Below are 26,106 nucleotides of genomic sequence, written 5' to 3'. Positions count from 1 at the left end.
CTCCGGGTCGGTAGGAAATAAATTGGCGTCACGCCGCATCATTCTATCTGTTCACTCCGCTATGAACTCGGGGAAGATCAACAGTTTCTGGGCGATCCGCTGAGTTGGATTTGAACCTTGAAACTGAATCCGTCGTTCGCGCTTCTAATTCCCAGCCAGCGATGCTTAGGCCCAGAGTTCTGAGAAAAGAGACTTCTATTACGATCTGTACCCAAGACTTTGCAAAGTCCGCTGTCTGCGCATTGCAGTCATTCGGGCATCGCGCAGCATCGGTCAAAATGGGCTCGGTGCAGCCATTCTCTGCGACGTCCCCAATTAGTCGAATGAGCCCATACCTGCCGCCGACTAGACTTCCATTCTTTGCATGTGCGGAGCGTCGCGAACCACGCATTCCGGACGTTCGGTGCCAGGTAACGAATCTTGGGTGAGTGGACAAACCGGACCTTGCCTGCGCGTGTCACAGAAGGCCATGGTGCGGACAAGGACATCGCACCCCTCACTGTGGCTGCTCCAAGGACTGTTTTCTCCGATTTGGCTAGCAAAACAAGTCTGCCTCGACCAACTACTTGGTGATGGCATCGAAACACTCTTTGCCACGCGGGTTGATATGACGAAGAAGCCAGACATCACGTGCCATTTCTGGTACTTTCTGCTGTAGCCTGAGCTCGACCAAGCAGGTGTCTAGGTGGTCGACCGCAGCAGTCAGGTCGGGCGGGTACGCTAGAGTGGTGCCGATTTCCGTGATCTCGCACTGCACGTGAACAGTGGTTGGACGACTTGACAGAGAACTTGGCACTACAGCACGATAGGGCATATTATTCGTTGATTTATGAGTTCACCATGACAGACGTTGACACCGCCCAATCACTGATAGCCAGCATTCAAGGTCAATCCAGTCTTTTGCTTTCGTTGACCACTGCATTGCTGGGTGGGGCGGCAGCTTTAGCTGTACAGCTCAAAATTCGGGAAGGTCAAATTCTCCCGCTAAAGCTCAATTGGTTTTTCATTTTTGGCATCGTGTTACTTGGTGTTTCCTGCTTGTCATCGTGGGCTGTTTTGGGAGCCTTAATTGACAAGACCCCAGTGATCATGTCGCTAACGTTCGAAGGGAAAGAGTTTTCGGAAATAGAGCAGATCAAGCAAGCGACAGCACTAACCCTCATGGCCAATTTGCAGTTTTTTAGCTTCATATTTGGAGCACTCTTAACTGCTGTAGGATTTATTCAACTAAAGAGGTGATTGTACCGTGAAACGGATCTTATTGGGCTTTTTTGCTTTTTTGCTATGCTCCCCTGTATATGGACAGAGCTTTTCTGACGATCCCAGCAGTGCACTTGGTGAGGCCTCGGCATTAGCTCAAGAAATAATAAGCGATCCTCTTAAACTGGAAGGTCTTCAGTCGATCGTTTTTCGTTACAATCGGGCAAGGATTGAGAATAGTCCGGCTGGGTATGAACAATCTGATTGGTTCGACAACCAGGTTCGACCGCTGCTGTTTGACATCAATTCAAAATCAATCTCTCTCGACGAGATTACTCCTCTGCCTGATGAACAACTGACGCAGATGCTGGCTGCCTTTGATCAGCAACAAACAGATTTTGAGAACTATTTTGACAGCGTCAAATTTGGCGTTGGACTTAGTAATATTTCCTCGGATCAGATGTTGTCATATTTATCTGCATACGCGGCTATTTCATACACAGTAGATAGCAGCCTGTGGGAGGCACTATCATCACTGACAGGTGTATGGCCTTTGTGTTTCTGGAACCAATAAGCCATGTTGACAATTGACGCACCCAAAGGCGGATGGCGTTCATTCCACCAATCAAAGCTTGTCGCAGTTATGGACCCGTGTGAGCCCTGAGCTGCCTTTGATCACTCACCAGCTTTTTGCCCATGCGGCGCGTCGCGAACCGCACTAACCGGACAATCGCCACGTTGGCGCGCGCATCAGTTGTCGGAAGAAATGAAGCCAACACCCAGTGGTAAAATGCGCCCGACAGCGTAGGGTTGTCGTTGCGGAGGGCGCCAGTGACCAAGTCAAGGAACTGCCCCTGTTGTCCCAGTCAAACCTGTCCAAGCTTCCTAAGATCGGATCGCTGATCCTCACCCGAGGTCTGCCACCGATTTTGGGCAGCAAGGCCGTGTTTTTTGCCAGAAAGGACATGCAAGTTCGTAAGAAATCCGAAAGCGACGTTGCTAATGCAGTGGCTAACGATAGCCGTCAATTGGAGCAGCGGAGCCAATTCTTAGGGAAAACAAGGACACCCAGGTTGCCATTGGTTCAAGGTAAACACTAAACGCTAACTAGCTAGAAATAAGCCTCTTTTGATTTGATTTTTTGATACCAACGAAAAGGAACACCCAAAAAGCTTGAGATTGAAGTAAACGCTGGCTACTCTCGATTCATTATTTTGAGTTACTGCTATGTTTTTTGATCCTAGTGGACACGGTTTTGAAGACTTTCCTGCGCTTGCGCCCCTAGAGCTGATTGCAGATGACTTGGATATTCGCCTCGTATTGTATGGAGGCGCCGCTTCAAGGGCTATGATGCTAAAGATCGCCAATTGCTCCCCAGACAGAGCAACGCTGTTTGATCTCGCACCATTCTCATCGGACTTTGACCTCAGACATGACGGCAACCGGGAAAAGACATTTGAGTTGAAGAAGCGCATCGCAGAAGAAATACCATTTGCCAGTTGGTTTCGATGGTCCGCATTGGACGCCGAGCAATCCAAAGTTGCAAATCTTGCCCGCTCCAAGAGCACGATCGTTCCCCTACGGCGGATCGAAATCGGAAATCGCGGGAGCACGCGTGTCACACCAGAGGCAATGGACGATATCGAGGAAAAGAGGGTCAGTTTTCGACGAAATCCAGCGTTCGAGCAAAGTGAAATGGCACGAAAGGGACGTGATGTAGAGTTCTTTGGAATGATGCTAGCGTTTTATGCGCTGTTGGATATGAGAGAAATATTTGGAAGCGGTAGCCTCACGATAGAAGAAGGTGATTCCCAAGGCTGGATGTCGTCGAGCAGTCTGAAACGGCAACTGGCGCTGTTTGAGGATAACCCTCTGCTTGCGGCGCGATTCTGGAACATGTTGGTCAACTTGTGGACGAGGGCGGGTTTCGAATTGGCCGAGGAATACCCCGTTTTGAATAGTATATTGGGTGCCGCATCAGAGTCGCCGCAATTGGCAAGTCTTGTCTCATCCCTGGGAAATGAACGCGGATTGGCAACTAGTAGAAACAACACTGTAGGTGATCTTCGCGTTCCTTCGAAAATTCCCAACGTACTTGTCGGCGATGAGGCGCAAAGCTTTACCGAAGAGTTTCTTGCATCCCTTCCTGCCTCGCGACATTCAGATGGGGAGTCGCGGCCGGTTCAGTTAGATCCGGCATTTGATCTCATTGCCGCTGTTCCATCAATCGAGATCGAACCCAACCAGCAAGCCCCTTCCGAACGCGACGACTTCGACCCGTACTATAGCGCTGCCGACGAAGAGTTCTTCGAGCTCGCTTGGGTGCCCGATGGCACAGAAGTGTTGAATCCGAATGGGATCACCGCTTGCGTAATCCCCCATCCTGGTCCTTTCGAATTGCCCTACACATTCGACTTGCCAGCGGTCGGGGGAGTGTTTCCAGGTCATCGCCCGTGGGTACGCATTCGACTCGATGACCTGATCCAACACGGACCTAGTGGAAAAGCTGTTAAGGTGGCCATACTCATACTGCAGGTGCCGCCGGGGCAGGAAAAATGACCTTCAGTTCTTACGGCTTGAAGCGGATCTCGCCGCAGATATTGGATCACTCAGTTGTTGTTCTTCATGGGATTCGGCAGACTCGCGACGACATACAAAGTCCATTCGCCGACGCTCTGGTCGCCACCGCCGGAACGGACGCAACCATCTATACGTTTGGATACGATCATACGCAGCATCTGGACAGCAGCGGCAGTAAACTTGCTCGAGAACTGAAAGACCTGCCGGACGGCAGGATTGATTTGGTCGGATATTCAATGGGTGGGCTAGTTGCCCGAATGGCAGCGACCGACGGACCCGATGTAGAGGTCCACACAATAGTAACACTCGCCACTCCCAATCGAGGGGCGTTAAGCAATGCTCAGCTGACCAACCTGGGTCAATTTACCAAAGGCGTTCTCAATAATCTGATCTCACCGCTTGCGCCGCGCACGAACGGCGTCAATGACTTGACCAGGGTGCCCGAGTTAATGCGAAACCGCCGCGAACAAATGGAGCAAAATAAGATGAGCCCCGCAGCGCGTTATGCGAGCATTCCGGCGCTTTATTATAACGTTAATCGAAGCTCTTTCACGTTTGGACCTTCAATCCAGATGAATGCTGTGCAGGCTGCAATCGCTGCACTCAACTTGAGGAAACGACTAATCGAGATGGAAAAGTCCCACGACGGAATCGTGACAGAGAAATCCAACGAAATTACCCGGCAGGACACTCACGAATGGGCGGAGTTTCACCTCTCGGTTCCTGGACCCAATGACGAACCAAGCCGGTGCCATGCCGTTATACCAGCCTGTTCGGATAACGATCATTGTTCTGTCGTTTCGGATCCACAAGAATCAGATAAAGTCGCAGAGCTTGTGTGGATTCTCCTGCAGGAGCCAGACTGGCAGGAGCTAAAAAACCCCCGTTCCCCGCACTACAATCGCATTCGCATCGATTTGCATCCATGAGGTCGATGACGTGTTAAACCTGCCGCTGTATCAGTAGTATCCGGCAAGCAAGTCATAGGGGTCGAATGCCGGACGGTGCAGTGGCTTAAAGAAGGCGAAAACCGCCGTTCGTGTCTTCTGCTGCAGTTGCGCCCGAAGAGCCCAAAGCCGCCTTTGGTCACGCTTCGGTCTATCGCGAGTGCAGCAAGTCGCGAACCGCAGATTCCGGACGTCCATCGTCAGATGGCAAAGACAGGTGAGCGGACGAAACTGCCGTTCAGTCCAGCAAAAGCAATGTCTGCTATCGCAGCCTATGGTCAATGACCGAGACTTTGGCGGTTTCTAGCATCTTTGTACAAAACCACCAGAAGTCACCGAGGGTATAGAAAACTGGCTTTGTTGGTCAGTGCTTATGACCTGCTACCTACCCTAAGCCAGAACAGAGGGTCTTATCAAACCGTTGCTGCACTCTATGGCCCGAGTTACGCATTCTCTATCAATAAACTATTGGACTGGTTAACCCCATGACTGCAATGTTTTTGTTTTTTGGAGGAACCCGTAGTTGGTAATATCGGATGAAGACAGCGCCCGAGCGTGGCTAAAGACCCAATCGCACTCGGCATTGGTCGCGTTTTCGGCACGTGCAGCGTTGCGGGCTCTTCCAAGATTGGGTGATGAAAGCGAAATTCAGATTTCCAAGCTTTTGGGGCGTGTTTTCCGCTCTTCAATAATCTCCACCGTTGCAGCAGCGGAGGTTTTGGATGGAGAAGAAGAGTTCCTGAAATCCGCCTTCTACTCAACAGCGGCTGATACGTGGTCAGCCTTTGCTGACGCCGTGTTCTCTGCACACTACGCCGCTCTTGACGAAAGCAACCCGGAAATCGCTGTAGATGTGTTGAGTTCTTCGGTGCTGTTGCGTGCTGCGGGCTACGATGACGATGACAGCGACGAGGCGGGCGAAAAGACAGTGGAATGGAGCGAACTCGCGTACCGCCAAGCAGACTCGGATGCCAGATTACTTGAGAACAGTCGTCCCGCACAGTTGTTTCAGCAACCGCTTTGGCTGAGCGCGTCTATGCCGGTAACGCTGGCAACCAGCTACGACAAATTGACGGCGTACTGTTCGAGCCAAAACGAACAGTGGGGTGATTTCCTTGATTTCTTTCTCGAGTGGTATTCTGGAATGTTGAACGGGCAACCAATGCCATGGGATTTGCAGCGGCGCGTGGCTCTAATCGACGAGGCGATCTGGGAAACCGGGCTCGAAGCCGTAGCCGAGGAAATCGAGAAGATCCGTACCAAATTCGACCTCGAAATGCGCGTCGAAGAGCTTGAGGCCGAGCTGCGCCACGCCACTGTCAACCGGCACGGCATTGGTGGCAACATGCCACCCGAACCGCTCCACGATGCTCCTATCGCGCAGGAATTGGTTATCGTTTGGCAGCCATTGGAAGAGCTCAAAGACGAAGTCGCCAAAGACGATCCTGACCCAACACGTCTGCAAAAGATCATTGAGGCGCTGGTCACTGCATTAAAAAAAGGCTTCGCATGGTGTCTGAAGAAATGCGACCTGATTGTTGATACCGCGATTAAGTGGGCAATTCCGACGGTCGGAGGCTACCTCGCGCTCAACCCAGAGAAACTAGAAGCGGTGATAGAAGCTGCGAAGAAATTGCTTGGTGCCCTTTGATGTCGAACGAACAGGAACTCCAATCACCTGCTTTGTCCGCAGAGCAGTCAATAGGAGAAAATCGCTGAACGTCCGCCATGCGGAGATGGTGTTGAAAACGATGTGTTTCTGGCGCAGGACAGATCTTGGCTCTCTAAGTCCGATGACCGTTTCTGAATTTTCCATTACAGCGTGAAACCGAGCAGACCGGTGTTTGCCAAGCACTACGGTTTCGCTTGCGAGGCTGGTTTGCTGCCAATCTAAACAGACATACGGCAGGTTTTATTCACCACTCAAACTCACGTCCTATCCTGAGAATTTCTTGCGTTAGTAGATCGCTTACCGTAGTGTCAAATTCAGATAAAATCCCCACATTTGGTTGCGGGCAGAGCAGAGCATTCAATATATGGCTAAGCAAGTGGCGACTTGGCATTGGAAATTTCTTTTAAGACAGATCTCATGCGTCGCGTGACGCTGATCGACAGCGTCGCGAGCCAACGGCTTGGTGACCAAATAGCGCGAAACTTCTTTAGTGTCGTTTCGGATATAGATACAGCGATGCGCGTTGAGGACTTGCCGATTCCACCTGAAGCCTCTGGAGAAGTTCCCAATCTTCGGTTGGATTTCGATATCGGGTCCAGAACCCATTTGCGCACGGCTCCGATTCTTCATAAGGAGACGGACCCCAAGAATTGGCAGCGATGCCACAGACTTCGATTTGAGAATATCATTGTGAACGGGGAGGTAATGATATGACGCTCGAACCAAACTGGGCATCGCCGCCCGGAGCCACCATCGAACGGATTATGAGCTCCCGGGAGATTAGCTACGATGACCTCGCAGACGCCCTAAATATCACTCGATCAGAAATCAGCGATCTCATCGCGGGTGACGTACGAATTGACGAGGAATTAGCAGAGCTCCTTTCCGACGTCGTGGGTTCAACAGCCCGGTTTTGGATCGATAGGGATAGGAAATTTGAATGTGAATTGCGGCGGGTCACAACCGACCAAGCGGATGAACTTATCGAATGGGTAAAGAGTTTGCCCGTCAGTTCACTTAAGGAATTTGGTTTCACAACCAAAGGTCTTCGCGCGGAGGTCGCGGCGAAGGAGATTCTTGGATTCTTCGGATGCAAAACATTCGCAGATTGGAATGCTAGGTATCGCGCTGGCGTGACCGATGTAGCCTTTCGAACTTCGAGTGCATTCCAATCAGATGATATGGCCATACTTGTATGGCGGCGTATGGGAGAAATTCAGTTCGAGAAAATGAACTTACCTCCTTACGACCCAAAACTTTTTAGCGCTATGCTTCCGGAGTTAAAGAAACTTTCGGCGTTCAAGAATCCTGACACCATGGTGCGAAAACTTCGTGCTCAATGTAAGGAAGCGGGTGTGGCCGTGACCACTGCAAGAGCGCCCAAGGGATGTAGGGCAAGCGGTGCCGCTTGGTGGAGTGATAGTGGGAACCCTATTATCCACCTGAGCTTCCGGCACCTTTCAAACGACCATTTTTGGTTCACTTTCTATCATGAATGCGGCCACGTATTGCTGCATCAGGGAGACTTTGTAGATATCGATCACGATGGCGAAGGTGGTGTCTATGACAGGATAGAAAACGAAGCCAACTCATTCTCTTCGGCCCAATTGATACCTGAGTCAGGGTGGGACCGAATATATAGCAGAAGCCTGTCACCGAAATCTCTGATCAGAACTGCCAGAGAGTTCGATATTGCGCCGGGAATTCTAGCTGGGCAATTAGAGAAAAAAGGCATCGTCAAGTATGGCCGTTTTTCATTCTTAAAACACCGATACCGTTGGAATTCGGACCCGTTTGTACCAGAAGTGAAATGAGTTAACCCTTAAAGTAGATAAAGGACTCTGGGCTTTTTTGCCAATTGCACAGGCTATCTTCGATAACTTGCTTGCCCACCATTAGGTAGTTGTCCAGTTCATCAACTTGGGGTTCCAGCTTCGTTGCTGAAATGGAATACTCGCGGTCGCCAAAAAACAAAAATTTGGCGCCGGCAAACGGACCTGTGGCGCCGCGCAAGTAAACGCTTCCGGGAGAGATTGGCGCCAGCTCTAATTTTCCAACCATTGTCAGGAAATCAAACGTCCCAAGGCGGCCAAAACCGTGAACAGTGCTAAAGCTTTTGTACAGCCCATCGAAGGCTTCTTCAGGGTTTTGACCCCTTTCTTGATGAACAAATTGGAGCCGCTCTCTAAATCCCCCCAGTTCATTCTGCCAATTGCTGAATGAGTTGAAGACTTTCGAAAGATGCTTCGGTTTCCTGCTCTCGTACTGGCGGTGGTTTGAATAGCGTCCGGCAGTTTTCCAGTCGTCAAGTGCTGGCGCGTTGTTTTCGAGCATAGCATCGAAGCCAGCCCGGTCGTTGCGATATTGAGCCTCAGTCCATACCGGCCCCTGTGAAAACGAGCCCATCACGTTGGCGGCTAGTTTCCAGCCGTCGGTTACGTGCTTGCCAAATTGGGTGCCCACGAACGTCAACCAAATGGCTTCGTCTATTTCACCTTTGCGAAGCAGAAGGGCGGCACCCTTAATGGGGTCAAAGAACTCGTCGTGCGGGTCTAGCCTGCGATCAGAAATACCAGCCCCCGACAGCCTTCGAACAAAATCTATTCTCCTTAAGCTAGAGATGATCTGCGCCACAAAGGTATCACGCGCAGCTTGAGGTACGATCCCAGGAAGTTTGCCGTGAGTGACCTCAAAATTCGCTAGGGATGCCAATAGTTGGTTAGATTTGTCCCTATGGGCAGGTGCACGCATCTGAGTATGTTCCCTTAATTTCGACTACTTTTGCTCAAAGAACTCAATTCGGTCCAGCAAGAACAGGTGATAGGACTCTTCTTCCAGTTGATACAAGCACTCATGCAGGAATTTAAGACGCTCTGATCCATATAGATGCTTGATGCCTGAATATGCCCTAAGTAGGCAGTCCAAATCTTTCCAGTATGTGGGGGCAGAGACATCCAACGGAGTTTCAAGTGACCCCTGCCGATAGCCTGCTTCAGCCTGAACGAGCCGTTGTATCCAAGCCCACGGATCAGCGTCTGGCATAGCTGGCATGGGTTTTACGCCCATGTACTTCTCGTCCACATATTCCTTGGCATTAGTAGTTGGTTTGGGATCACCTTCCTCATCTGTATCATCGTACAGATGAAGACTCCCTACAGAATGAAAATAAGAACCCAACTCCAGATTCAGTTGTTTCGCCGCAATCTCTTGTAGCATTGAGAATGAGAAAATGTCATGGGGAAGTCCAAGGTATGCATCATTTGATCTCATGTGGACGTGAAGAAATAGTCTTCCGTCTCGGACAACAAATTGCAGTGTAGTGGTGCAGGGGCGATCTTTTGTGGGCTTAGAAAGATCGGAATTGCGCAGGATTTGAATGACGGCATTTCGGGAACCTTGTCGATCTCTTCTGCTTAATAATCCAATAACTCGACCCCATTCAGAATCGCCTGAACCGGATCCGAATAACCTGGGCCCATATGCACCGTTTGCAGTTTCTCCATTGTCGTCGGAAAACTCGCCATAACCTTTGATATAATATTCAATCTGCTGGATCGAGTTGGAGGCAGACAAATACCAGATGAGTTCACCTAGCGCGCTAAATATCCGTGCGCGCCCGACTGATCTGCTAAGTCTAGCTCTGGGATTATTGAGTTCTAGAAGGGCACCGAAGCGTTCTGTGCTCAATCCCTTTTTCGACAAAACTCGATTTAGGTTATCTCCGTTCAAAAGATCTAGATATGTCGCTCTGAGTAGGTCATCAAGTGTGTCAAAATTCCCAGTATGCATTGCAAAAAACCTATTCTTCAAATTCTTGCGGTCGTAATTCTCACAGTTTTTTGTTTGTGGAGGAATGAAACAAGTTGAGGGCTTCTTTTTCCCTTTAAGAGGATTCGTACCTTTAGTCATACCACTAAAGGTTGTTGCTCATATTGAGTTTTTGAACCCCTGCGACAAAGGGTCGGCGATGTTCTACCAAAGAGCCCAAAACCGAAGTTCGTGAACTCAGCGACCTGTAATTCGCATACGTGGAGATCAGGTGGCTTGACAAGTTGCAAGGCAACAGAGTCCAAACCGATTGATTGGCTACTAGCCACTCGGCGAACTTTGCAAACGTCGGCGGTGTGGACCATTGCAGCCGTTCGTTGCACTTGGTTCAACGGCGGCTTTCGATACGCATTAAGTAGTCGCCTACTATTTCTTCCCAGAGTTTTGGCTGAAACATCAACCAATGGCCTCTATTGTGGCCGGAAACAGACACGACATGAACTTCACTCTCAGCGCCCATCTCTTCCATTGCCGCAAGGTTCGATAGCGAGTGTTCAATGCTGTAAAACGCGTCGTCCTCGCCATAAATTGACAATACCGGTCCATCAAAGCTTCCAACCCGCCGGAAGAGTGACGGGTTGATTTCGGGGTCTCCGAAACCTTCTCCCATCCAACCTCCAACGAAGTTAATCACACCGGCAGTATTCTCTGGATCGTCTCCTGCTTGCATGAGGGCTACGACGCCCCCTCGCGAAAACCCTGAAAGAAGGACGGGTTCCGAACTTACATTGGGTTGCTGCTGCAACGCCCGCAAGGCAGCGTTTGCATCGATCAGAGCGCGTTCCGCCCCTGCCAGGGATATCTGCGTATCCGGCGAATATCCTTGCGACCGATCTTCAGCAAAGCCCTCATCGTACAAACCATCAGACCCACCCCGACCACGACGCTGAGGGAATGCGGCGATCCAACCGTGGGCGTTTAGAACATCTGCAAGCCAATCGTTGGCAAAGAACCGATTAAAAGCTTGTGGATCAGTCCCATAACCCGTTGACCCGTGATGAACGAGAGCCAGCGGGAAGGGACCATCACCAGCAGGCGTATAGACCGCGACCGCAAGCTCAACTTTCGAACTGTCTTCTTGCAGGTCTGTTGCAAGGAATTCGCGCGTACCGAGCTGGAACCACTCGCTGGTCGGCGCTGCCAATAAAGTTGTGAGGGATTGCCGCTCCAATATGGCAAAACGATCCTCAGTCGGATAGATACCGCGCAATCGTCCAGTAGCTGAAATTGAATATCGCGCAGCGAAGTCGCTATCGGTGAACACCAGAGTGTCGCCGTCCAAACGTGCTTGGCTGCGGAACCAATTCCGAATGCCATGCTGGCCGCGTCCCACTGAATAGATGACGCTGAATAACCCGTCTTCGCCTTGGCTTTCCACGACGAGAATGTGACTTCTCCAATTGTCCCATCTTCCCGTCCAAACTCCGAGGAAGGGCGAATTGTCGTGGGCGGTGATTTCGATATCGTCGGGCAGGGGTGCGTCCCCCACGAGGATCGATTCCTGTGCCAGTGACTGACTGGTCAAAATAAAAAGTGTGGCGATGGCAAAGATGACGCGCATGGCTGGTTTCCGAATATCGCGGCCCGATACAAGGCATTCCCATTAGAGCACAGAACGTGGGCACGGGCATATATTAAGTGTTTGAGCCACTGACAACTGACATTCCCCATCTTGCAGAAACTCGGGACTTTGGGCTCGGTGCAGCCTTTCTCTGCGACGTCCCCAATTAGTCGAATGAGCCCTTACCGGCCATTGCTGCAAATTCACCTATTTGCAGGTGCGGCATGATGGAGGTCCAAGAGTTGACCTTGCCGATATAGTCGAGCGCTGCGGCGCAGCATTTCCGAAAGCCGCCGTTCGCCAGCGTTACAAATGGCGGTCAACGTCCATGCTTTGATGGAGAATGCGAACGACCACGAGGCCGGCAGAACGTTGCTGTGCGTAGATCATGTGTCGACCAACCAATGCCTTCAGATAGCCGCCACGGATATTCACCCGGCGGCCCTCCTTCCTACCGCTTGCGAGATCTTCGCAAGTTGCGATGATATCATCAGTGTAGATCTGGGCTTGTTCCACCGACCATTCACGCGCCGTGTAGAGCCAGATCTCTTCGAGGTCCGTTTCTGCCAGTGGCGAGAGCAGATAGGTTGGGGTCATCAGGAATGATGCTTCTTATGCATCCTGGCCTGAAAGGCTTCCCGATCAAAGGGGCGCGGCTCGCCGGAATTTTCTCCTGCAATCAAGGCGTCCTTCAAAGCCTGCACCTTGGCTTCCTGCTCTTCGAGAAGTCGCAGTCCTGCCCGCACGACCTCACTTGCGGAGCCGTAGCGACCGTTGCTGACCTGTGTTTCGATGAACCCTGCGAAGTGATCGCCGAGGGACATTGATGTGTTTTTTGCCATGCTTTGCCTCCTATCGCCCATATATACCAAGATTAGGTATTTTTCAATATCACAAGGGGTGATAGGGTGATACGTCAGCAAACTGACGATGGAGTGGACCGTGGCGGATCGGAGGATCAGTCATGGAAACCACACACAAGCTACCCGCCATTCGCGCTCTGCGCCCGGCGTGGAACAAGGGGCGCATCGTCGGTCAGAAGCGTCCTTTGAAACCAAAACACGTTTGGGCAATCAGGGTGCGACTTGAACTAGCCGAGAACTATCGCGACCTCGCTTTGTTCAACATGGCCATAGACAGCAAGCTACGTGGCTGTGATCTAGTGAAGATGAAAGTGGTCGACATCATGGCGTCTGGGCAGATCAAGGAACGCGCTTCTGTTCTCCAATCCAAGACGCAAAAACCAGTGCGGTTTGAAATCTCGCAGGGAACTCGAGCTTCGGTCAAGAAGTGGATTCAAGATCCTTTGATGGTCGGCTCGGAATTTCTTTGGCCAGGGCGATGCCATGAGCGGTTACACATTTCAACAAGGCAGTACGCACGGATTGTCCGCGATTGGGTCACGTCTATCGGACTGGAAGCAAGCGCCTACGGAACCCACTCGATGCGGCGGACGAAGGTTACGCAGATATACAAAAAGACGGGCAACCTTCGAGCAGTCCAACTATTACTCGGACACACCAAGATGGACAGCACTGTTCGCTATCTGGGCGTCGAACTTGAAGATGCTCTTGCCATCGCGGAAGCCATTGAAATCTAGTCCAGCGGGCCGTCGTCGCGGACGGCCCATTGCCCTACAATTGACGACTTTCAGGGAACGGCCCCTTGCGGACCTTCGCCGCGACATGTGGTGCTGCAATGCAGCTTCTGCGAAGCAGACATTCGAAATCATAGGCCGCGAAGCGCGCGGTACCGACTTGGGTTTTCAGCTCAAAGCTCGATCCTAAACCAAGGCAAATCTGTTCGTGTACCACCAAAGCTAGAACTTTGGTTAATCCGAGTTATCCTCGGTGCAGCCATTCTCTGCGACGTCCCCAATTAGTCGAATGAGCCCTTACCAGACCTTCACGATGCTTTGACGCTTCGCTCGTGCAGCAAGCCTCAAACAGCCGGAACCGGACATTCATCGGGGGTCGGTCAGTTGCCTAACCGAAGAGACCCGATCGGGTATTCAACACATCCTAAAGCGTCGATGATTGTGCTAAATGGGGCGCCTAACCGAGATTGAAGCCGATTGAGCGTTTGGACTCAGGATCGCCCCAACGCGACGTTAGCCATTTGTTCAAAAGCCGGTAAAGCAGATCGTGAACCGTCGAGATGTCGGAGGACTTCATGCCGTCAAAGGCGCACGTGACGGCTTCTCCCGCAATCGTCACTTCCACGGCGCCAGGTTTGCGAGTGCACTCAACCTTCACCTGCACAATTTGCTTGGGGTATGAATTTGGCTTCAGCTCAAGAACGATGCCCAGTCCGAATTTGAAATCGCCATCGCTGTAATGGCCAATTGCATCGCTCCAAATGGTTTGCTCTGAAAATGAGCCGTCTTCTTCTAAGCTGTAGAGCGGCACGTAACTACGGAATGTCGTGGTGCCGTCTTTCGTGTGTTCGTAATTCGTGGGCATCCCCAAAAAGTCCCGGAATCCATCCGCTACCATCGCTGCGAATTGGGTGTTTTCTTGAATATACTTTCGCTTTGCATCTTCGCGTTCCGCAAATTGCTGGCGGACAATATCGTATTTTGTTTCGTTCTGCTCGTCGCTCATATCTAAAATTATTCCTTCAAGTCAGTTGCTTCGCATCACGTTAGCAGGTTTCGAAGGGGCCTCAACGCTTGGGTTCGCAGACATCGCAAATCCAAACTCCTGCGCAAACCTGTCGTTAAAGTTATTAGGTACTGAAAGGGCAGCGAACAGCGGCTTGGTGCCCCTGCAACTTCCGTTGCGTCGAGCCCTGAGCAGACCTTCGACAACACCCAAGGTCTCGCTCGTGCAGCAAGTCGCGAACCGCTCATTCCAGACGTGCAAAATCAAGTTTCAGATGGTTGGTGAGCGGGCAAAGCGACAGAACTCTGCGCTCGTGCAAATGTCAGCTTTAGCTAGCCGACTGAAAACTCGTCGATTGAAGAAACAAGCTTTAATAGGTCGGCCTCGTAAAAACCTGCGGCATTGATGCAATTCGTTTCAAGCATCTTCAGCCCGTCGTCCGTGCGACATATATCGATAACGTAAGCGGGTGCGTAATCTGGGTTTGCCTCCACCAGCCTCTTGGCAAATTCTAAGACATCGTCATCGATTTCATGCCGGTAAACGACGCGCGAGCCTTCCTTGTAGAGAGAGAAAGTTACAATCTCATCTCTGACCACCCACAATCGCCACTCTTTTTGAATGCGAACGGGCTTCGTGAACATCATTTCTGTATCATGATGAAGTGAGCCTCTAGGTATCTCGTGTTCTTCTAGGGCGAGAACCTTGTTTGCCAGCTCAATGATTTCGCCAGTAGATTTTACGTTTCCCGGCTCTTCCTTGCTGTCTTCTACTGGGCGTAGGAACCAGTCTTTTCCATCATCGTGAAGTTGTTCGGGAACGTCTCGCAGCGTTAAGAAAAGAGCATCCGCGCCATTGAGAAGAAACGGTTGCCAAGGCTCTTCATGAACAAAGGGTCTTATCTTGAATACCCCGGGTTTTAGGTCGTTGGCCTGCGCGTATCGCCATAGCGTATAAGAACCGAACATCACCACGTCGTTCGGATCGTTGATGGTCGGTGTTGGTGTCAGTTCGCCGATGAACGGAACGACTTTGTGCCATGTGTACGGAATATCCAGCCGATCAAGTGCCATGGCCATTTTCCGAGTGTCTTCAAAATCCTGAAGTATCCATTGCATTGTTTTGGCTCAAATCCGAAAGCGTTGTTCTGCACATAGAGAACACCATCCTGCCAAATGCTCAACAGCAGACATTTGAACTTTGGGGAACCCGTTAGGTTTAGGCTCACTGCCAACTTTCTCTGCGCCGTGCCCAAACTGGTGCGTAAGAGCCCTTACCGGACATTTGACAACACCCAAAGTCTCGCTTGTGCAGCAAGACGCAAAACCGCCCATTCCGGACGTTCAGATCCCAGTTTCGGATGGCAGGTAGGCGGACAAAGCTTACGTTGGCCGAACGGCAGCTATCGATGAAATACTCCTTCGCTTGTGGGCTGCGGACGCCGCATCTGACAGGGCAGCTGGTCGAGTACGAAGCGCAAATACATCGCGTAGCGCGGCACTTCCGGCATGCCGGTCTCGATGGAGAGGCTCTGACAGCACCTCGCCGCGTAGGGCTGTGGCGGGCAGCACCGAGAGCCGTGCGTGCTGCGCGGCAAGAATGGTTTCACGAGAAGTGAGCATTAGAATCTTGTCTGGATCGCCAAAAAGCTAGAGTATTCATGACACCGGTGGCACCGCAACGAATGCGGGATAGTCGAGATAGAGCATTTTGATGTCAAATTCTGATGCATCCCCCGCGCCCACAACAAGCTCGGCGAAATTCTTTCTCCGAGTGTTTCAGGCATCTGTATTGCCCGCCCTACTGTACTTTCTCGCGGCCTTTTTGCTTGGCTGGGCTATGGGCGGACCAGATACGGTCGACGGGAGCAGCGTCCTCTCTTTCCGGTGTGCCCCAATAACGGCATCAAACGTAGCCATTGGCGCAATCATCTATTTGTCGTTCTTGCTGATGCTATTCCTACTTTCCTCGCTGGCCCCCAAACCGGAAGCCTGGCTAACCCGAATAACACAGAGGCGAGGGATCTTTGTGGGATTGTTCGCGCTTGTCGGCACGGCCGCTGTTGTATGTGGGCTCTTTTTGGCCGCCTTCTTGGGGACAGGTTGCAATTCGTTCCTTCAAGACCTTTCGTCCATCGCGTTGGTTGGAGTTCTGACCGGTGGTTTTCTTCAGTTGATGTCTGCGGCGGTCAAGCCGAATCCGCACAGCGAACGTGACAAGCGAATTCTTGCGAAACAGCAGGAAATTGCGCGGAAAAGAGCTGTCGAGTTGGGCGTTGATCCTGACGAGGCGGCCGCGGAAACAGAAAAAATCTGGAACGAAACAGGTAAGGGAATCGGACGGATAATGGAGAAGGCGCTCGGCTTTGTCGCCGCGATTTCCGGCAGCGGAGCACATGGCGGCCTGCTCTTCGTATTTGGCGCTTCGTTCTTCATTGGGTTAGGCTTTGGAGTTAGCGGACCGACCGTGTCAGTTTTATATTTCATTCCACTTCTATTGGGGCTTGCAGATGCAGCCACCCTGCTGACATTCCACGCTCTCCTCCGCCGCGTAGGCGAAAGCAAGCAGCTTGCGTGGGCAGCAGGTGTTTCACTTCCAATTGCTATGGTCGGCATGGTCTACAAGGCGATACTGATCGTCACGGGCGCCGCTGCGCTCGGCTATGCTGGCGGGCCAGAAATATTTTGGACGGTGTACGTCGAGGCAACACAAGCAGCACCTTTCGGAAGCGGATTGACAGTGACCGTCATACTGCTCGCTAGGGTGGCGTGGCCGCTGCTCCTGTTGGCGGGCCCTGCCGGTCGTGAGTTTTCGCAGGGATAATCGGCACCAAGTGGCTGTTGCCTCCCCACCACCCAGTTCGCCACGATCAACCCCGGTACGCTGTCACGCGCCTGCTCTGCGTCGCGGTCGAGCCGCTCGCGACCGCCGATCGTCTAGCCCTGGATGAGGAAGGCCTCGCCGTCGATCTCGACGCGATCGCCGGAACGCGGGGTCAACACCCATGCGTTGCGCCGATCCAACCGTTTGGTTTTAGAAAGCTGCCGTTCGCCGCGCTGCCGAAAACTAGAAGTCTGGGCTCGATGCGGTCGTTTTCTGCAGTAGGCATCAACATATCGAAAGAGCCCGTACCGGCCTTCCCCGCGCAATTGGGGCGCTGCGAGTACTTCGGCAGGTCGCAGGACAAAGTGGACATTTGTGCGATTGCCGGAATACCTGAGACCGTTTGCGTAACGCTAGCGCTCTTTCCATTGATGCTTGTAGCACTCGCGCACCTCAAGTACTTCAATCATGTCGTCAGATGTTGGCTCCCGTCCGATCTGCAGACTCACCTGCCAAGCCAATTGAGGCTGATCTCTGAGCACATCTTCACCAGCCAACTTGTATCGATGCGTTACCTGAAGGAAACGTTCGTCTTTGTTGCCGAACCGAACCACACCAACGTCATCCACCTCAAGGTGGTCAAGCCGCCCGTCTACATCGTAGAGAGTTTTGAGGTCGCCTCCTCGAAAGTTCACATACTGCTCACTGATGGTGCCTGGGAGAGGTAACGTTTCATCGTCGTAGACTGTTCCAAATTTTGGTTCCGAAAATGACTTCGGGAAAACGGCCTCGCGCTTGAATTCGTCCAGTTCTATCTGCCGCTCGTCCTTTTCCAAAAGAGCAAGCGTACCTGACACAGGAGACCCGTCTTTGAAGTCTACATAAATGTGCGGTAGATCATTCCACTTATCACCCTTGTCATCAATCACCAGCATGTCTTCGTAGCGAATGATGCCGTCGAGGGTAAACATGGCCTGGTTCTTTAGAGGCAGCCGTTCCCAATAGTCTCTAGCCAGTCCAAGCTTCTCACGTATTTCACGTTCACTTTGCGTTTCTTGTCTGTGATGGTCGTAGGGGTTTTGAAGCGGATGCGGGGGGTCGGCTAAATCAAAAGTCTTCCCGATTTCATCAACAAATGCATAGCACCTCTTGAGTAAAATGATTACACCACGCGGGTGAAGTTCAGTAACCTCATAGCTCTTCCAACGGGGTCTTTCGTCAAAATCAGCATACTCAGATTTGTAGGGATAGTGCCGATCCTTGGAGTCCCTCACCAGAATCCAAGAATGCCTAGAATTGTCGTCAAGCAGCCTCATTACGCGGTTCTTGTTCGTGACTTCAGTTCGAATTTCTGTCGAGCGTGATCGGCGTAGCCGAACATTCGATATCCCGAAGAAGGTGAATAGAATTCTATCGTTTTTTGGTTGGTGGAGTTCGGTTTCTAAGGTGGAGTTGCCCCAAAGGTAGAACTCCAAAACGCCAAGCTCTGTAAGCTGATCGCGGAAAGTATCGTAAGTTTTCTTCGAAAAATTCGTCGCCGCCGCCAAGATGTATCCGTAAGGGGGGTTATCCGGATCAATGTCAGCTAGGATTTGCTTTATCTTGCTCGGCGGCACCCTTTTTTCCCGCTTACATTGAATCATCCAAAGGTTGCCATCCATTGGTCGGATGACCTCCTTGCCTTCGTCATCTACCGTGGTCGTTGTTACGCGCTCATAGGCCCTGATATCGAAGCCGTCATCATCGCCACCCTTGCCGGTTGCTTCAATCGTCTGCCAATCACGGAAGTCGTAGATTAGCTCACGTACCAAGTCCTCAAATCTCTTCGGGTCCAGGTCCTCAAAGTGTATCGGGTTTGTTGTTCTCGTAGGTTTTGCTTTGCTCATAGCCAGAAGCAATAGCAGTCTCTGCGAAATCTAGAAACGGCCAATGCCCGCATTGCAGGTGCCGCGGAGTTACACACAATCGCTGCTTTAATTTTCGGCTTGGGACGTTCGCCAAACCTTGCAAAGTCCGCTATTCGTTGCCTCACGTAGGTCGAGCAAGCTCTTTCTACGCATGGAAGTTCTTTGCCCTAATCCAGCCTTATTCAACTCTTACAGGTCGAGATCCGAGTCGCGCTTTCCGCCATTCCAACCGCCGAAGCACGACGCTAAGTAGTCACCCATTTTGAAAGATATGATCAGCCGGAGATTCTAATGAAATTTGTTGCACTCACGCTTATTGCATCTTTGACCCTCGTCGGCCCCGCCATCGCTTGGCCTTGGGGTAACGATAACGAGCTAGATTTTTCCTCGGTTGAAACGATGCAGAAATCACTCGAAGAAGTGACTGAGAGCATGTCGCCCGACGACAAGAAGGCATTTGGGCAAGCGCTGATTGCGATACTATTGGAGAACAATCCAGTTACGAGTGCAGTCGAACCCGGCCTGCCTCAACTCATGGCAATGGGACAGCTTGGCGACAAATTCTACAATGGCATGGGCGTCTGGATGTCCGGGGTTACGGTCGACGACGTGAAAGTGAAAGCAGCTGAAATTGCTACGCGAAAAGCAGATCAGGCGGGCGTTGCTGCGAAAGCCGAAGCTGAGGAACAAAAGGATGCAGAGGCGCTTTTTGCCCAACAGAAGTGTTTGGATGAGCGGATTGTTATTTCGAACATTCGTGTAGAAGAAGGAGACTTCTCCAATAATTTAGCCTTCGATATAACAAACAATCTGCCATTTGCAATCAGCGGGGTTCAGTTCGAATACGTTGTGAAGCAAGAAGGCAGGTCAGTGCCAATTAACAAAGATGGTAGCTCCTTTTCTGTTTCTGGCGGCGTCGAACCGAAGGAGACCAAGTCCCTAACCTACTACTATCACGGTCCTATGGGAGATGCCGGAAAGACGTTTGTAGAAACCAAGATGATAAACGCCTTTGACGCAGTCGAACTTCCGTTGTTGGATACAAAGACCCGCTATATTGGTAGACCAGAGGGATTTTCCGATCAGAAGTGCGAGTGATCGCACCGACAGCGCTCAAATTATTCACTCTGCCATTCACGCCCATTGCGACACAACGTTCTCGCCTGCAGCGATCCGGCCTTTCTGCAGGATTCGTTCACCCAAGGTCTCAATGACGGGGTGAAGGAAAGTTAGGTTGGATAGGTCGATTTAATTTCGCGCCGTCATGTCGTTCGCATCGGGCTTGTGCCCGACCAGCAGTTTGATGCGAAACCTCTCAATATCAAACTCCCGCTGCGCGGCATTGACCAGCTTACGCCGCAACCCGTGTGCCCCGACCTTGCGCCTGGCCGCTTTGTCCGCAAAGCTGCCGCCAATTGGAAACAGTGCCGCAACCGCAGCGAATGGCCGCTTGGTGGCGCCTTTTCCCGAAACTTGCAGCCACCTACGAAGGCGAAGGTTGCCAAGAATGACGTGATGCGAACACCCCTATCTGGGTGATCGGCGGCGCCATCTTGGTTTACTCAACCCGTTTTCTCTTCCTTTTCCTGATGGCGACGAGGCTCTGGTTGAGCCTGAGCTGTCCGGCTTGATGCCGCGCGGTCATGGCGCGCAGGACCCCGCCGGGGGATTGGATTGGGGTATCGGGGTGATCGACATTGTTGTCGATGATGAGGACGCACAGGGCGGCTGCGAAGTCTCCCATCTGGTCTACGGCCTCCTGCCAGGCCGAGGGATGAATGCCAAGGGGCACAAGCCTGTCGATCGCGGCGATCACGAAGTCCCGCGGGGCAGGGCATCCGACGGGCATACCGCTTGCGATTGTGGCTGTCGTGACGGTTGACAAGACCCAGCTACACCAGCCGCGCCAGATGGCGGCGCAGGGTGCTTTCGGGCATCCCGTTCAGACGTTCGGACAGGGTGCGGTTTGCGGGGAACACAACCGCCATGCCCGGCTCGGTCGGAATGTCCCGGTCCGGTAGAAAGGTCAGCAAGGCTTTCAGTACGGTCAATGTGCGATGAGAGATGTCGAAATCCGCTGATGCCGTGGTCAGCGCGGACAGCACTTCCCACTTGTCGACAGGCGGCGACCCCCGGCCAGCACGCCATAACTCTTCTTGTCCGTGGCTTTTACCAGCAGCGGCTGCAACAACCCCACCTCGCGGATATTGGCGGCAAGCGCGGCAATGGATGTCTCCGTATAGGCCGTCTCGCTGCCCGTCCGCACATTCTCCGGATGCGGCACCAACCGGCCCAGCGGAACCTGGATCATTTCGAATTTCGTCGTCGTGGTCATATCTAACTCCTTGTCATGACTTTGATTTCACAATCGAAATCACACGACAAAACGCCTCCCTCCCACTTTCGGAGAGAGGCGCTGACAAACACGAACCGGTTGAACAGACCGCCTTCAGGCCACAATTCCGCGCCGCGCCGGGCGGCAAGTTCGTTCAGCGGCACCAGGCCGATTTCCGGAAAAACCCAGCGATTGAACCGGCCGCTTTTTCTGATGGACAACCTCATCGCCAATCCCGACCTGAGATGGCCTGCGGAAATGCTCAGAAATGGTGCCAAACGCCTCCGTCATCCCCGTAACAAGAGCCTCTTTTGCTGTTAGTGGAACAGAAAGTCATCCTCTGTGATGTAGCTCGATAGCACGTTTTCAAGTGTGATACTGCCGCCTTGCCACGTCACCGTGGTGTTCTGCCCGTCGTCCGCGATGGTCAGATCATCAAACGACAGGCTGCCTGAAGTGCTGCTTAAAAACTGGATTCTATCTTCGCCATCCGCAAAATCCATGATCCGATTGTCTCCCTGATTGGAAGCATAGAACAAGAATTCATCCGCGCCTGCTCCACCGCTCAGTATATCGTTTCCCCGGCCGCATATGAGCCTGTCATCGCCCGCACCCCCTTTGAGGGTATCCTCTCCATCACCGCCGAAGAGGGTATCGTCACCCCCGGCTCCGGATAAGATATTGTTTCCCGCATCCCCGAACAGCCAATCATCATATCTCGAGCCCTCGAGGTTTTCGATATGGCGCAGCCTGTCGCCCCGGGCGTGGCCGCCAATGCCAGCGCCGTCAGCCAGGCTCACCATCACCCCTGCGTCAGAGGACGTGTAGCGCGCCGTGTCGCTGCCCGCGCCGCCATCCAGCACGTCCGCGCCCGCTCCCCCTTCCAGCACGTCGTTGCCCGCACCCCCATAAAGCCTGTCATCGCCACCACGGCCAGTGAGGATATCATCTCCGCCAAGTCCAAAAAAACGGTTGGGCTCTTCATTCCCGTTCCAGGTGTCATTGCCTTCCGTTCCCACCTCAGAGGCAAGCGGTACTGCAAAACGCTCGCCGTAAACGCCCCAGCCACTCCCATACTGGTGCCAGGACTGCCACGAAACAACAAAGTCGCCGTCCGCAAGGCCCGTGACAGAGGGGTCGAATTGATTGCTTGTCAGGGTTGTATTGACGAGGAATTCAGAGCCTTGTTTGGTGCCATCGGAAGCGTAGCGCTGGCCGTAAATGCCGTCGCCACTCCCGTCCTGGCCGTGGGACTGCCACGTCACAACAAAGCCGCCGTCCTCAAGGGCCGTTACAGAGGAGAACCACTGAAGGCCCAGCGTATATGCATTGACCCGGAATTCGGAGCCTTGTTTGGTGCCATCGGCAGTGTAGAGCTGGCCGTAAACGCCGAAACCACTCCCGTCCTGGCCCCAGGAATTCCATGTCACAACAAAGCCGCCATCCGCCAGGGCGGTCACGGAGGCGAACCTCTGATCATTTTTCGTATGTGTATTGATCTGGAATTCGGAACCCTGTTTTGAGCCATCGGCCGCGTAGCGCTGGCCGTAAACGCCGAAGCCGCTCCCGTCCTGACCGTCGGAGTCCCACGTCACAACAAAGCCGCCATCCGCCAGGGCGTTCACAGAGGGGTTTATTTGACTGTCCTGCGCGGTCTTGTTGACCCGAAACTCGGAGCCTTGTTTGGTGCCATCGGCAGTGTACAGCTGGCCGTAAACGCCATAGCCACTCCCGTCCTGGCCGAAGGAGTCCCACGTCACAACAAAGCCGCCGCCCGTAAGGCCCGTGACAGAGGGGTCCCCTTGATCATTTGTCGTGTGTGTATTGACCTGGAATTCGGTCCCCTGTTTGGAGCCATCGGCCGCGTAGCGCTGGCCGTAAACGTCCCAGCGGCTCCCGTCCCAGCTGAAGGACTCCCACGTCACAACAAAGTCGCCATCCGCCAGGGCCGTCGCGGAGGAGTACCAGGGAAAGTCCTGGGTGGTTGTATTGACCCGGAATTCAGCTCCTTGTGCAATGCCATTGGCAGCGTAGCGCTGGCCGTAAATGCCCCAGCCGCTCCCGTCCTGACCGAAAGAGAGCCACGTGACAACAAAGCCGCCGTCCTCAAGGGCCGTCACAGAGGAAACAGTCTGGGTGCCGTACGTGGTTGAATTGATCCGAAATTCGGAGCCGATGGGTACAGGGGTTGTCATGTGTGAAGCCCTCCGCTGGGTGATGTCTGGCTGGTTTCGGCAAAAGGCGTGGTAAACGGGGCTGACGCTTTATTGGGGCTATCGCGCAGCCACAGATCACATACATTCAGACCTGTCCTGAAAAAGCGTTTCCGCCATCAGGCAAGGTGTCAGGGATTGCCCTGTTGAACGAAACTCCTCAGGACGCCTCTGGCCGTGTCGAGGTGCCAATCCTCTCCATTGCCGGATGATCTTACCGGTTCACACGCAGAGGCAGGCTTGGGGTCGGATTTCTGTCACTGAAAATGCCACTGGTCTTGAATAAGTCTCGCCTCGCGGCGTTTCATCCGACCTGTCTTTTAACTTTCGATTAAGACTCAACCTTTGCAAGTCACGACATTAATGTCAATCCATCTTGCGATCAGGCCTGGATGGGGACCGGCGTCAGCTCACCACCGAAACCCTGTCCATATCCGCAGCACGACCGCATTGATGACAGCGCACCTCGGTGAGAGCCTCCCGCATCCGGGTATCCGGGCCGTGTTTCGCCGCGAGCTGAACAACGAAGATGTCGCCCAGCCGAGCAGAAGCTGTGCTTTGGGTTACCTTACCTGTAGTTGATGCGCGAACACTCGATCACGGCACTACTTCCCGGGTTTGAAGAGAACGAACTCAAGCATGCTCCTGACACGCTCTGGCTGGCAGGCGATCAGACACTTCTGACCGAGCATCGCAGAGTGGCCGTGGCAGGTTCCCGCAAAGCGTCCCAGGAAGCGCTTTCCCGCGCGCGCTATCACCCGCGAGCTTGTGGCGCGAGACATTATTGTTGTCAGCGGATTGGCTGAAGGCATTGACACGGCAGCACACAGAACCGCTATCGAGGCGGGAGGCCACACGGTGGCCGTGCTTGGAACGCCCCTATCGAAACCTTACCCCGCCAACAACGCCGCGCTGCTCGACACCATCAAACGAGATCACCTCGCAGTGAGCCAGTTTTCCGAGGATCACCCCGTTCGGAAGGACAATTTCCCGCGCCGAAACCGGACTATGGCGCTCCTGACTGACGCCACGATCGTTGTGGATGCCTCCGAGACCAGTGGAACACGGCATCAGGCCTGGGAAGCCCTGCGTTTGAACCGCTCCTTTTTTTGCTGGAAAACGTCGCCGCCAATCCAGACCTGACATGGCCCGCAGAGATGCTCGAATATGGTGCCGAAGTTTTGAACCGCAAGACACTCGGAGACATGCTCGACATGATCGAGCCCGTGACCCATGCTGCGGCATTGCCTGACAGCTTATTCACGTTTCGCGAATCCGCGTGAAACTGCGTTACTCCAGCCTCATTAATTATTCGCCAAACGGCTCTTCAAAAAAAGCCGGAGAGTCCCGAAGAATTCGGGGCAACCTGAAGTCCGCGCGCCAAGACTGGATTCTCCGCCTGATCAGACATTACAGGGATACCGTTGTGCCGCTTTTGAACAGCGAAGACGCCCTTGTGCCGATTCCGCGAAGCAGGCCACAGAGACGGGGTGTTCCCTGGCCGGCAAAGACAATCGCTGAAGCGCTTCTGTCCGAAGGTTTGGCGGTCGACATGATACCCTGCCTGATGCGGCATACGGCCGTTCGAAAGTCATCTACATGTAAGAGCGCGGACGAACGCCCACTCATACCCGAACACATGGACAGCCTACGCGTGAACAAGGACGTGTTGCCGGTTACAGCACCTAAGATCACGCTTGTTGATGACGTTGTCACGCTCGGACGCACAGGGCTTGCCTGCCTGTTGGTCTTCAAAAAGGCATAAAAACCCAACGGTCTTCAGCCGCCGCTTACAAAACACTGGCTATGAGTCTTGCTCCTAGTTAGGCATAGAGCGTGAACGGGCGTTAAATGAATGTAAACTGGTCTTCCGTCAGGTAGCTAATGCTGATTCCTTCGAGTTCAACTGAGCCATTGGTCCAGTTAACCCGAGAACCTGAACCGGTATTTTCGAAATCGAGTTCGACAAAGGTAAGGCCTCGCATTTCTAGTTCATCAACACCCAATTCGAAATCCGTGATAATATCATTGCCGGTATCCCATTGCGTATGGAAGACGAACACGTCGGCATCAGAACCTCCAGTGAGAACGTCGCTGGCGTTGTTTCCATCCAACCTGTCACGCCCTGAGCCACCATATAGGCGGTCGTCACCGTTTCCGCCCACCAGAATGTCATTACCATTGCCGCCGTGAAGATGATCATCACCGTCATCTCCGCGCAGGACATCATTTCCGGCGTTGCCGAAAATAGTATCATTACCGCCGCCGCCCAGAACAATGTCATTGCCCGAACCAGGCAGATTAATCACGTCATTCGACATCGCCGATGTTCCAACCCAGAACGAGTTGAAGACCAGATTCTCCGTCTCGAATTCGAAGAGTTCGATCTTGTGAGCGTTGTAGATATGGAAAATATCCCCGTCCGTGTCTCGGAGTT

The 26,106-nt window shown here is 52.7% G+C and carries 26 protein-coding genes; 13 read left to right on the top strand and 13 right to left on the bottom strand.

Annotated elements, in window-relative coordinates; translation table 11 throughout:
• The first annotated feature begins 840 nt into the window (after nt 1-840).
• The 6 genes from GOW92_RS23340 to GOW92_RS23315 all read left to right on the top strand — a co-directional run bounded on the left by GOW92_RS23340 (nt 841) and on the right by GOW92_RS23315 (nt 8,213).
• Nucleotides 841-1,239 (top strand): hypothetical protein, encoded by a 399-nt coding sequence (locus GOW92_RS23340; protein ID WP_170565788.1) that lies wholly within the window; start codon nt 841-843, stop codon nt 1,237-1,239.
• Nucleotides 1,240-1,246: 7 nt separating this feature from the next.
• Entirely contained in the window at nt 1,247-1,774 is a 528-nt protein-coding gene (locus GOW92_RS23335; RefSeq protein WP_170565786.1) for a hypothetical protein, read from the top strand.
• Between the two features lie 653 nt (nt 1,775-2,427).
• Nucleotides 2,428-3,759: a hypothetical protein gene (locus tag GOW92_RS23330; RefSeq protein ID WP_170565784.1), complete on the top strand. Its 1,332-nt coding sequence runs from the start codon at nt 2,428-2,430 to the stop codon at nt 3,757-3,759.
• Nucleotides 3,756-4,709 (top strand): esterase/lipase family protein, encoded by a 954-nt coding sequence (locus GOW92_RS23325; RefSeq protein WP_170565782.1) that lies wholly within the window; start codon nt 3,756-3,758, stop codon nt 4,707-4,709. Before GOW92_RS23330 ends, GOW92_RS23325 begins: the two co-directional genes overlap by 4 nt.
• A 646-nt stretch (nt 4,710-5,355) precedes the next feature.
• Nucleotides 5,356-6,378 (top strand): hypothetical protein, encoded by a 1,023-nt coding sequence (locus tag GOW92_RS23320; RefSeq protein WP_170565780.1) that lies wholly within the window; start codon nt 5,356-5,358, stop codon nt 6,376-6,378.
• Between the two features lie 731 nt (nt 6,379-7,109).
• Entirely contained in the window at nt 7,110-8,213 is a 1,104-nt protein-coding gene (locus GOW92_RS23315; protein WP_170565778.1) for an ImmA/IrrE family metallo-endopeptidase, read from the top strand.
• Nucleotide 8,214: 1 nt separating this feature from the next.
• On the opposite strand, the gene GOW92_RS23310 is transcribed toward GOW92_RS23315, so the two are convergent.
• The 5 genes from GOW92_RS23310 to GOW92_RS23290 form a co-directional block, all read right to left on the bottom strand.
• Nucleotides 8,215-9,150 (bottom strand): hypothetical protein, encoded by a 936-nt coding sequence (locus tag GOW92_RS23310; protein ID WP_170565776.1) that lies wholly within the window; start codon nt 9,148-9,150, stop codon nt 8,215-8,217.
• A gap of 24 nt (nt 9,151-9,174) precedes the next feature.
• Nucleotides 9,175-10,308 (bottom strand): thymidylate synthase, encoded by a 1,134-nt coding sequence (locus GOW92_RS23305; protein WP_170565774.1) that lies wholly within the window; start codon nt 10,306-10,308, stop codon nt 9,175-9,177.
• A gap of 247 nt (nt 10,309-10,555) precedes the next feature.
• Entirely contained in the window at nt 10,556-11,788 is a 1,233-nt protein-coding gene (locus tag GOW92_RS23300; protein WP_170565772.1) for an alpha/beta hydrolase family protein, read from the bottom strand.
• 306 nt (nt 11,789-12,094) lie between these two features.
• Entirely contained in the window at nt 12,095-12,385 is a 291-nt protein-coding gene (locus GOW92_RS23295) for a type II toxin-antitoxin system RelE/ParE family toxin (RefSeq protein WP_170565769.1), read from the bottom strand.
• Nucleotides 12,385-12,630, bottom strand: coding sequence for a type II toxin-antitoxin system ParD family antitoxin (locus GOW92_RS23290; protein ID WP_170499169.1), 246 nt, complete (start codon nt 12,628-12,630; stop codon nt 12,385-12,387). Before GOW92_RS23290 ends, GOW92_RS23295 begins: the two co-directional genes overlap by 1 nt.
• Nucleotides 12,631-12,752: 122 nt before the next feature.
• Here GOW92_RS23290 and GOW92_RS23285 point away from each other — a divergent pair, with 122 nt between their 5' ends.
• Complete coding sequence (locus tag GOW92_RS23285) at nt 12,753-13,388, top strand: tyrosine-type recombinase/integrase (protein ID WP_170565766.1); 636 nt, start codon at nt 12,753-12,755, stop codon at nt 13,386-13,388.
• 454 nt (nt 13,389-13,842) lie between these two features.
• Here the strand turns inward: GOW92_RS23285 and GOW92_RS23280 are convergent, their stop codons facing one another.
• Both GOW92_RS23280 and GOW92_RS23275 read right to left on the bottom strand, forming a co-directional pair.
• Nucleotides 13,843-14,391 (bottom strand): hypothetical protein, encoded by a 549-nt coding sequence (locus tag GOW92_RS23280; RefSeq protein ID WP_170565763.1) that lies wholly within the window; start codon nt 14,389-14,391, stop codon nt 13,843-13,845.
• A 332-nt stretch (nt 14,392-14,723) separates the two neighbouring features.
• Complete coding sequence (locus GOW92_RS23275; RefSeq protein WP_254453129.1) at nt 14,724-15,464, bottom strand: ATP-grasp domain-containing protein; 741 nt, start codon at nt 15,462-15,464, stop codon at nt 14,724-14,726.
• A 335-nt stretch (nt 15,465-15,799) separates the two neighbouring features.
• Here GOW92_RS23275 and GOW92_RS25480 point away from each other — a divergent pair, with 335 nt between their 5' ends.
• Both GOW92_RS25480 and GOW92_RS23265 read left to right on the top strand, forming a co-directional pair.
• Nucleotides 15,800-16,009 carry a hypothetical protein gene (locus GOW92_RS25480; RefSeq protein ID WP_170565757.1) on the top strand — a complete coding sequence of 70 codons (210 nt, stop codon included), beginning with the start codon at nt 15,800-15,802 and terminating at the stop codon, nt 16,007-16,009.
• 155 nt (nt 16,010-16,164) lie between these two features.
• On the top strand, nt 16,165-17,214 hold the full coding sequence (locus GOW92_RS23265; protein WP_170565754.1) for a hypothetical protein: 1,050 nt from the start codon (nt 16,165-16,167) through the stop codon (nt 17,212-17,214).
• Between the two features lie 413 nt (nt 17,215-17,627).
• Here the strand turns inward: GOW92_RS23265 and GOW92_RS23260 are convergent, their stop codons facing one another.
• On the bottom strand, nt 17,628-19,100 hold the full coding sequence (locus tag GOW92_RS23260) for a restriction endonuclease (protein WP_170565751.1): 1,473 nt from the start codon (nt 19,098-19,100) through the stop codon (nt 17,628-17,630).
• 312 nt (nt 19,101-19,412) lie between these two features.
• On the opposite strand from GOW92_RS23260, the gene GOW92_RS23255 reads away from it, so the two are divergent.
• Nucleotides 19,413-20,219, top strand: a complete 807-nt coding sequence (locus GOW92_RS23255) for a hypothetical protein (protein ID WP_170565748.1) — start codon at nt 19,413-19,415, stop codon at nt 20,217-20,219.
• A 460-nt stretch (nt 20,220-20,679) separates the two neighbouring features.
• Here the strand turns inward: GOW92_RS23255 and repC are convergent, their stop codons facing one another.
• The 4 genes from repC to GOW92_RS23240 form a co-directional block, all read right to left on the bottom strand.
• Nucleotides 20,680-20,970: a replication initiation protein RepC gene (repC, locus tag GOW92_RS23250; RefSeq protein ID WP_170565745.1), complete on the bottom strand. Its 291-nt coding sequence runs from the start codon at nt 20,968-20,970 to the stop codon at nt 20,680-20,682.
• A gap of 43 nt (nt 20,971-21,013) precedes the next feature.
• Nucleotides 21,014-21,226, bottom strand: a complete 213-nt coding sequence (locus GOW92_RS24750) for a helix-turn-helix domain-containing protein (protein ID WP_368040322.1) — start codon at nt 21,224-21,226, stop codon at nt 21,014-21,016.
• The gene (locus GOW92_RS24745; RefSeq protein WP_174822606.1) at nt 21,211-21,456 is read right to left on the bottom strand and encodes a ParB/RepB/Spo0J family partition protein; all 246 of its coding nucleotides are present in this window, start codon (nt 21,454-21,456) and stop codon (nt 21,211-21,213) included. The genes GOW92_RS24750 and GOW92_RS24745 overlap by 16 nt, the downstream gene beginning before the upstream one ends.
• Before the next feature lie 317 nt (nt 21,457-21,773).
• Nucleotides 21,774-23,651, bottom strand: a complete 1,878-nt coding sequence (locus tag GOW92_RS23240) for a calcium-binding protein (protein ID WP_170565742.1) — start codon at nt 23,649-23,651, stop codon at nt 21,774-21,776.
• Between the two features lie 786 nt (nt 23,652-24,437).
• Between GOW92_RS23240 and GOW92_RS25040 the strand changes: the two genes are divergently transcribed.
• From GOW92_RS25040 to GOW92_RS25230, 3 genes are all read left to right on the top strand, one after another.
• A complete protein-coding gene (locus GOW92_RS25040; protein ID WP_368040321.1) occupies nt 24,438-24,812 on the top strand; it encodes a DNA-processing protein DprA in 375 nt (124 codons plus the stop codon).
• Nucleotides 24,813-24,826: 14 nt separating this feature from the next.
• Complete coding sequence (locus tag GOW92_RS25235; protein WP_302477329.1) at nt 24,827-24,952, top strand: hypothetical protein; 126 nt, start codon at nt 24,827-24,829, stop codon at nt 24,950-24,952.
• A gap of 356 nt (nt 24,953-25,308) precedes the next feature.
• Nucleotides 25,309-25,434: a hypothetical protein gene (locus GOW92_RS25230; RefSeq protein ID WP_302477328.1), complete on the top strand. Its 126-nt coding sequence runs from the start codon at nt 25,309-25,311 to the stop codon at nt 25,432-25,434.
• 82 nt (nt 25,435-25,516) lie between these two features.
• On the opposite strand, the gene GOW92_RS23230 is transcribed toward GOW92_RS25230, so the two are convergent.
• Nucleotides 25,517-26,106 (bottom strand): calcium-binding protein (locus GOW92_RS23230; RefSeq protein WP_368040320.1); only part of this gene is annotated, 590 nt, incomplete at its 5' end.

The organism is Ruegeria atlantica (assembly GCF_013032505.1).
In the GTDB taxonomy this organism is placed as follows: domain Bacteria; phylum Pseudomonadota; class Alphaproteobacteria; order Rhodobacterales; family Rhodobacteraceae; genus Ruegeria; species Ruegeria atlantica_F.
The sequence above is the reverse complement of the archived record's forward strand: the minus strand, read 5'-3'. Positions and strand labels throughout refer to the sequence as shown.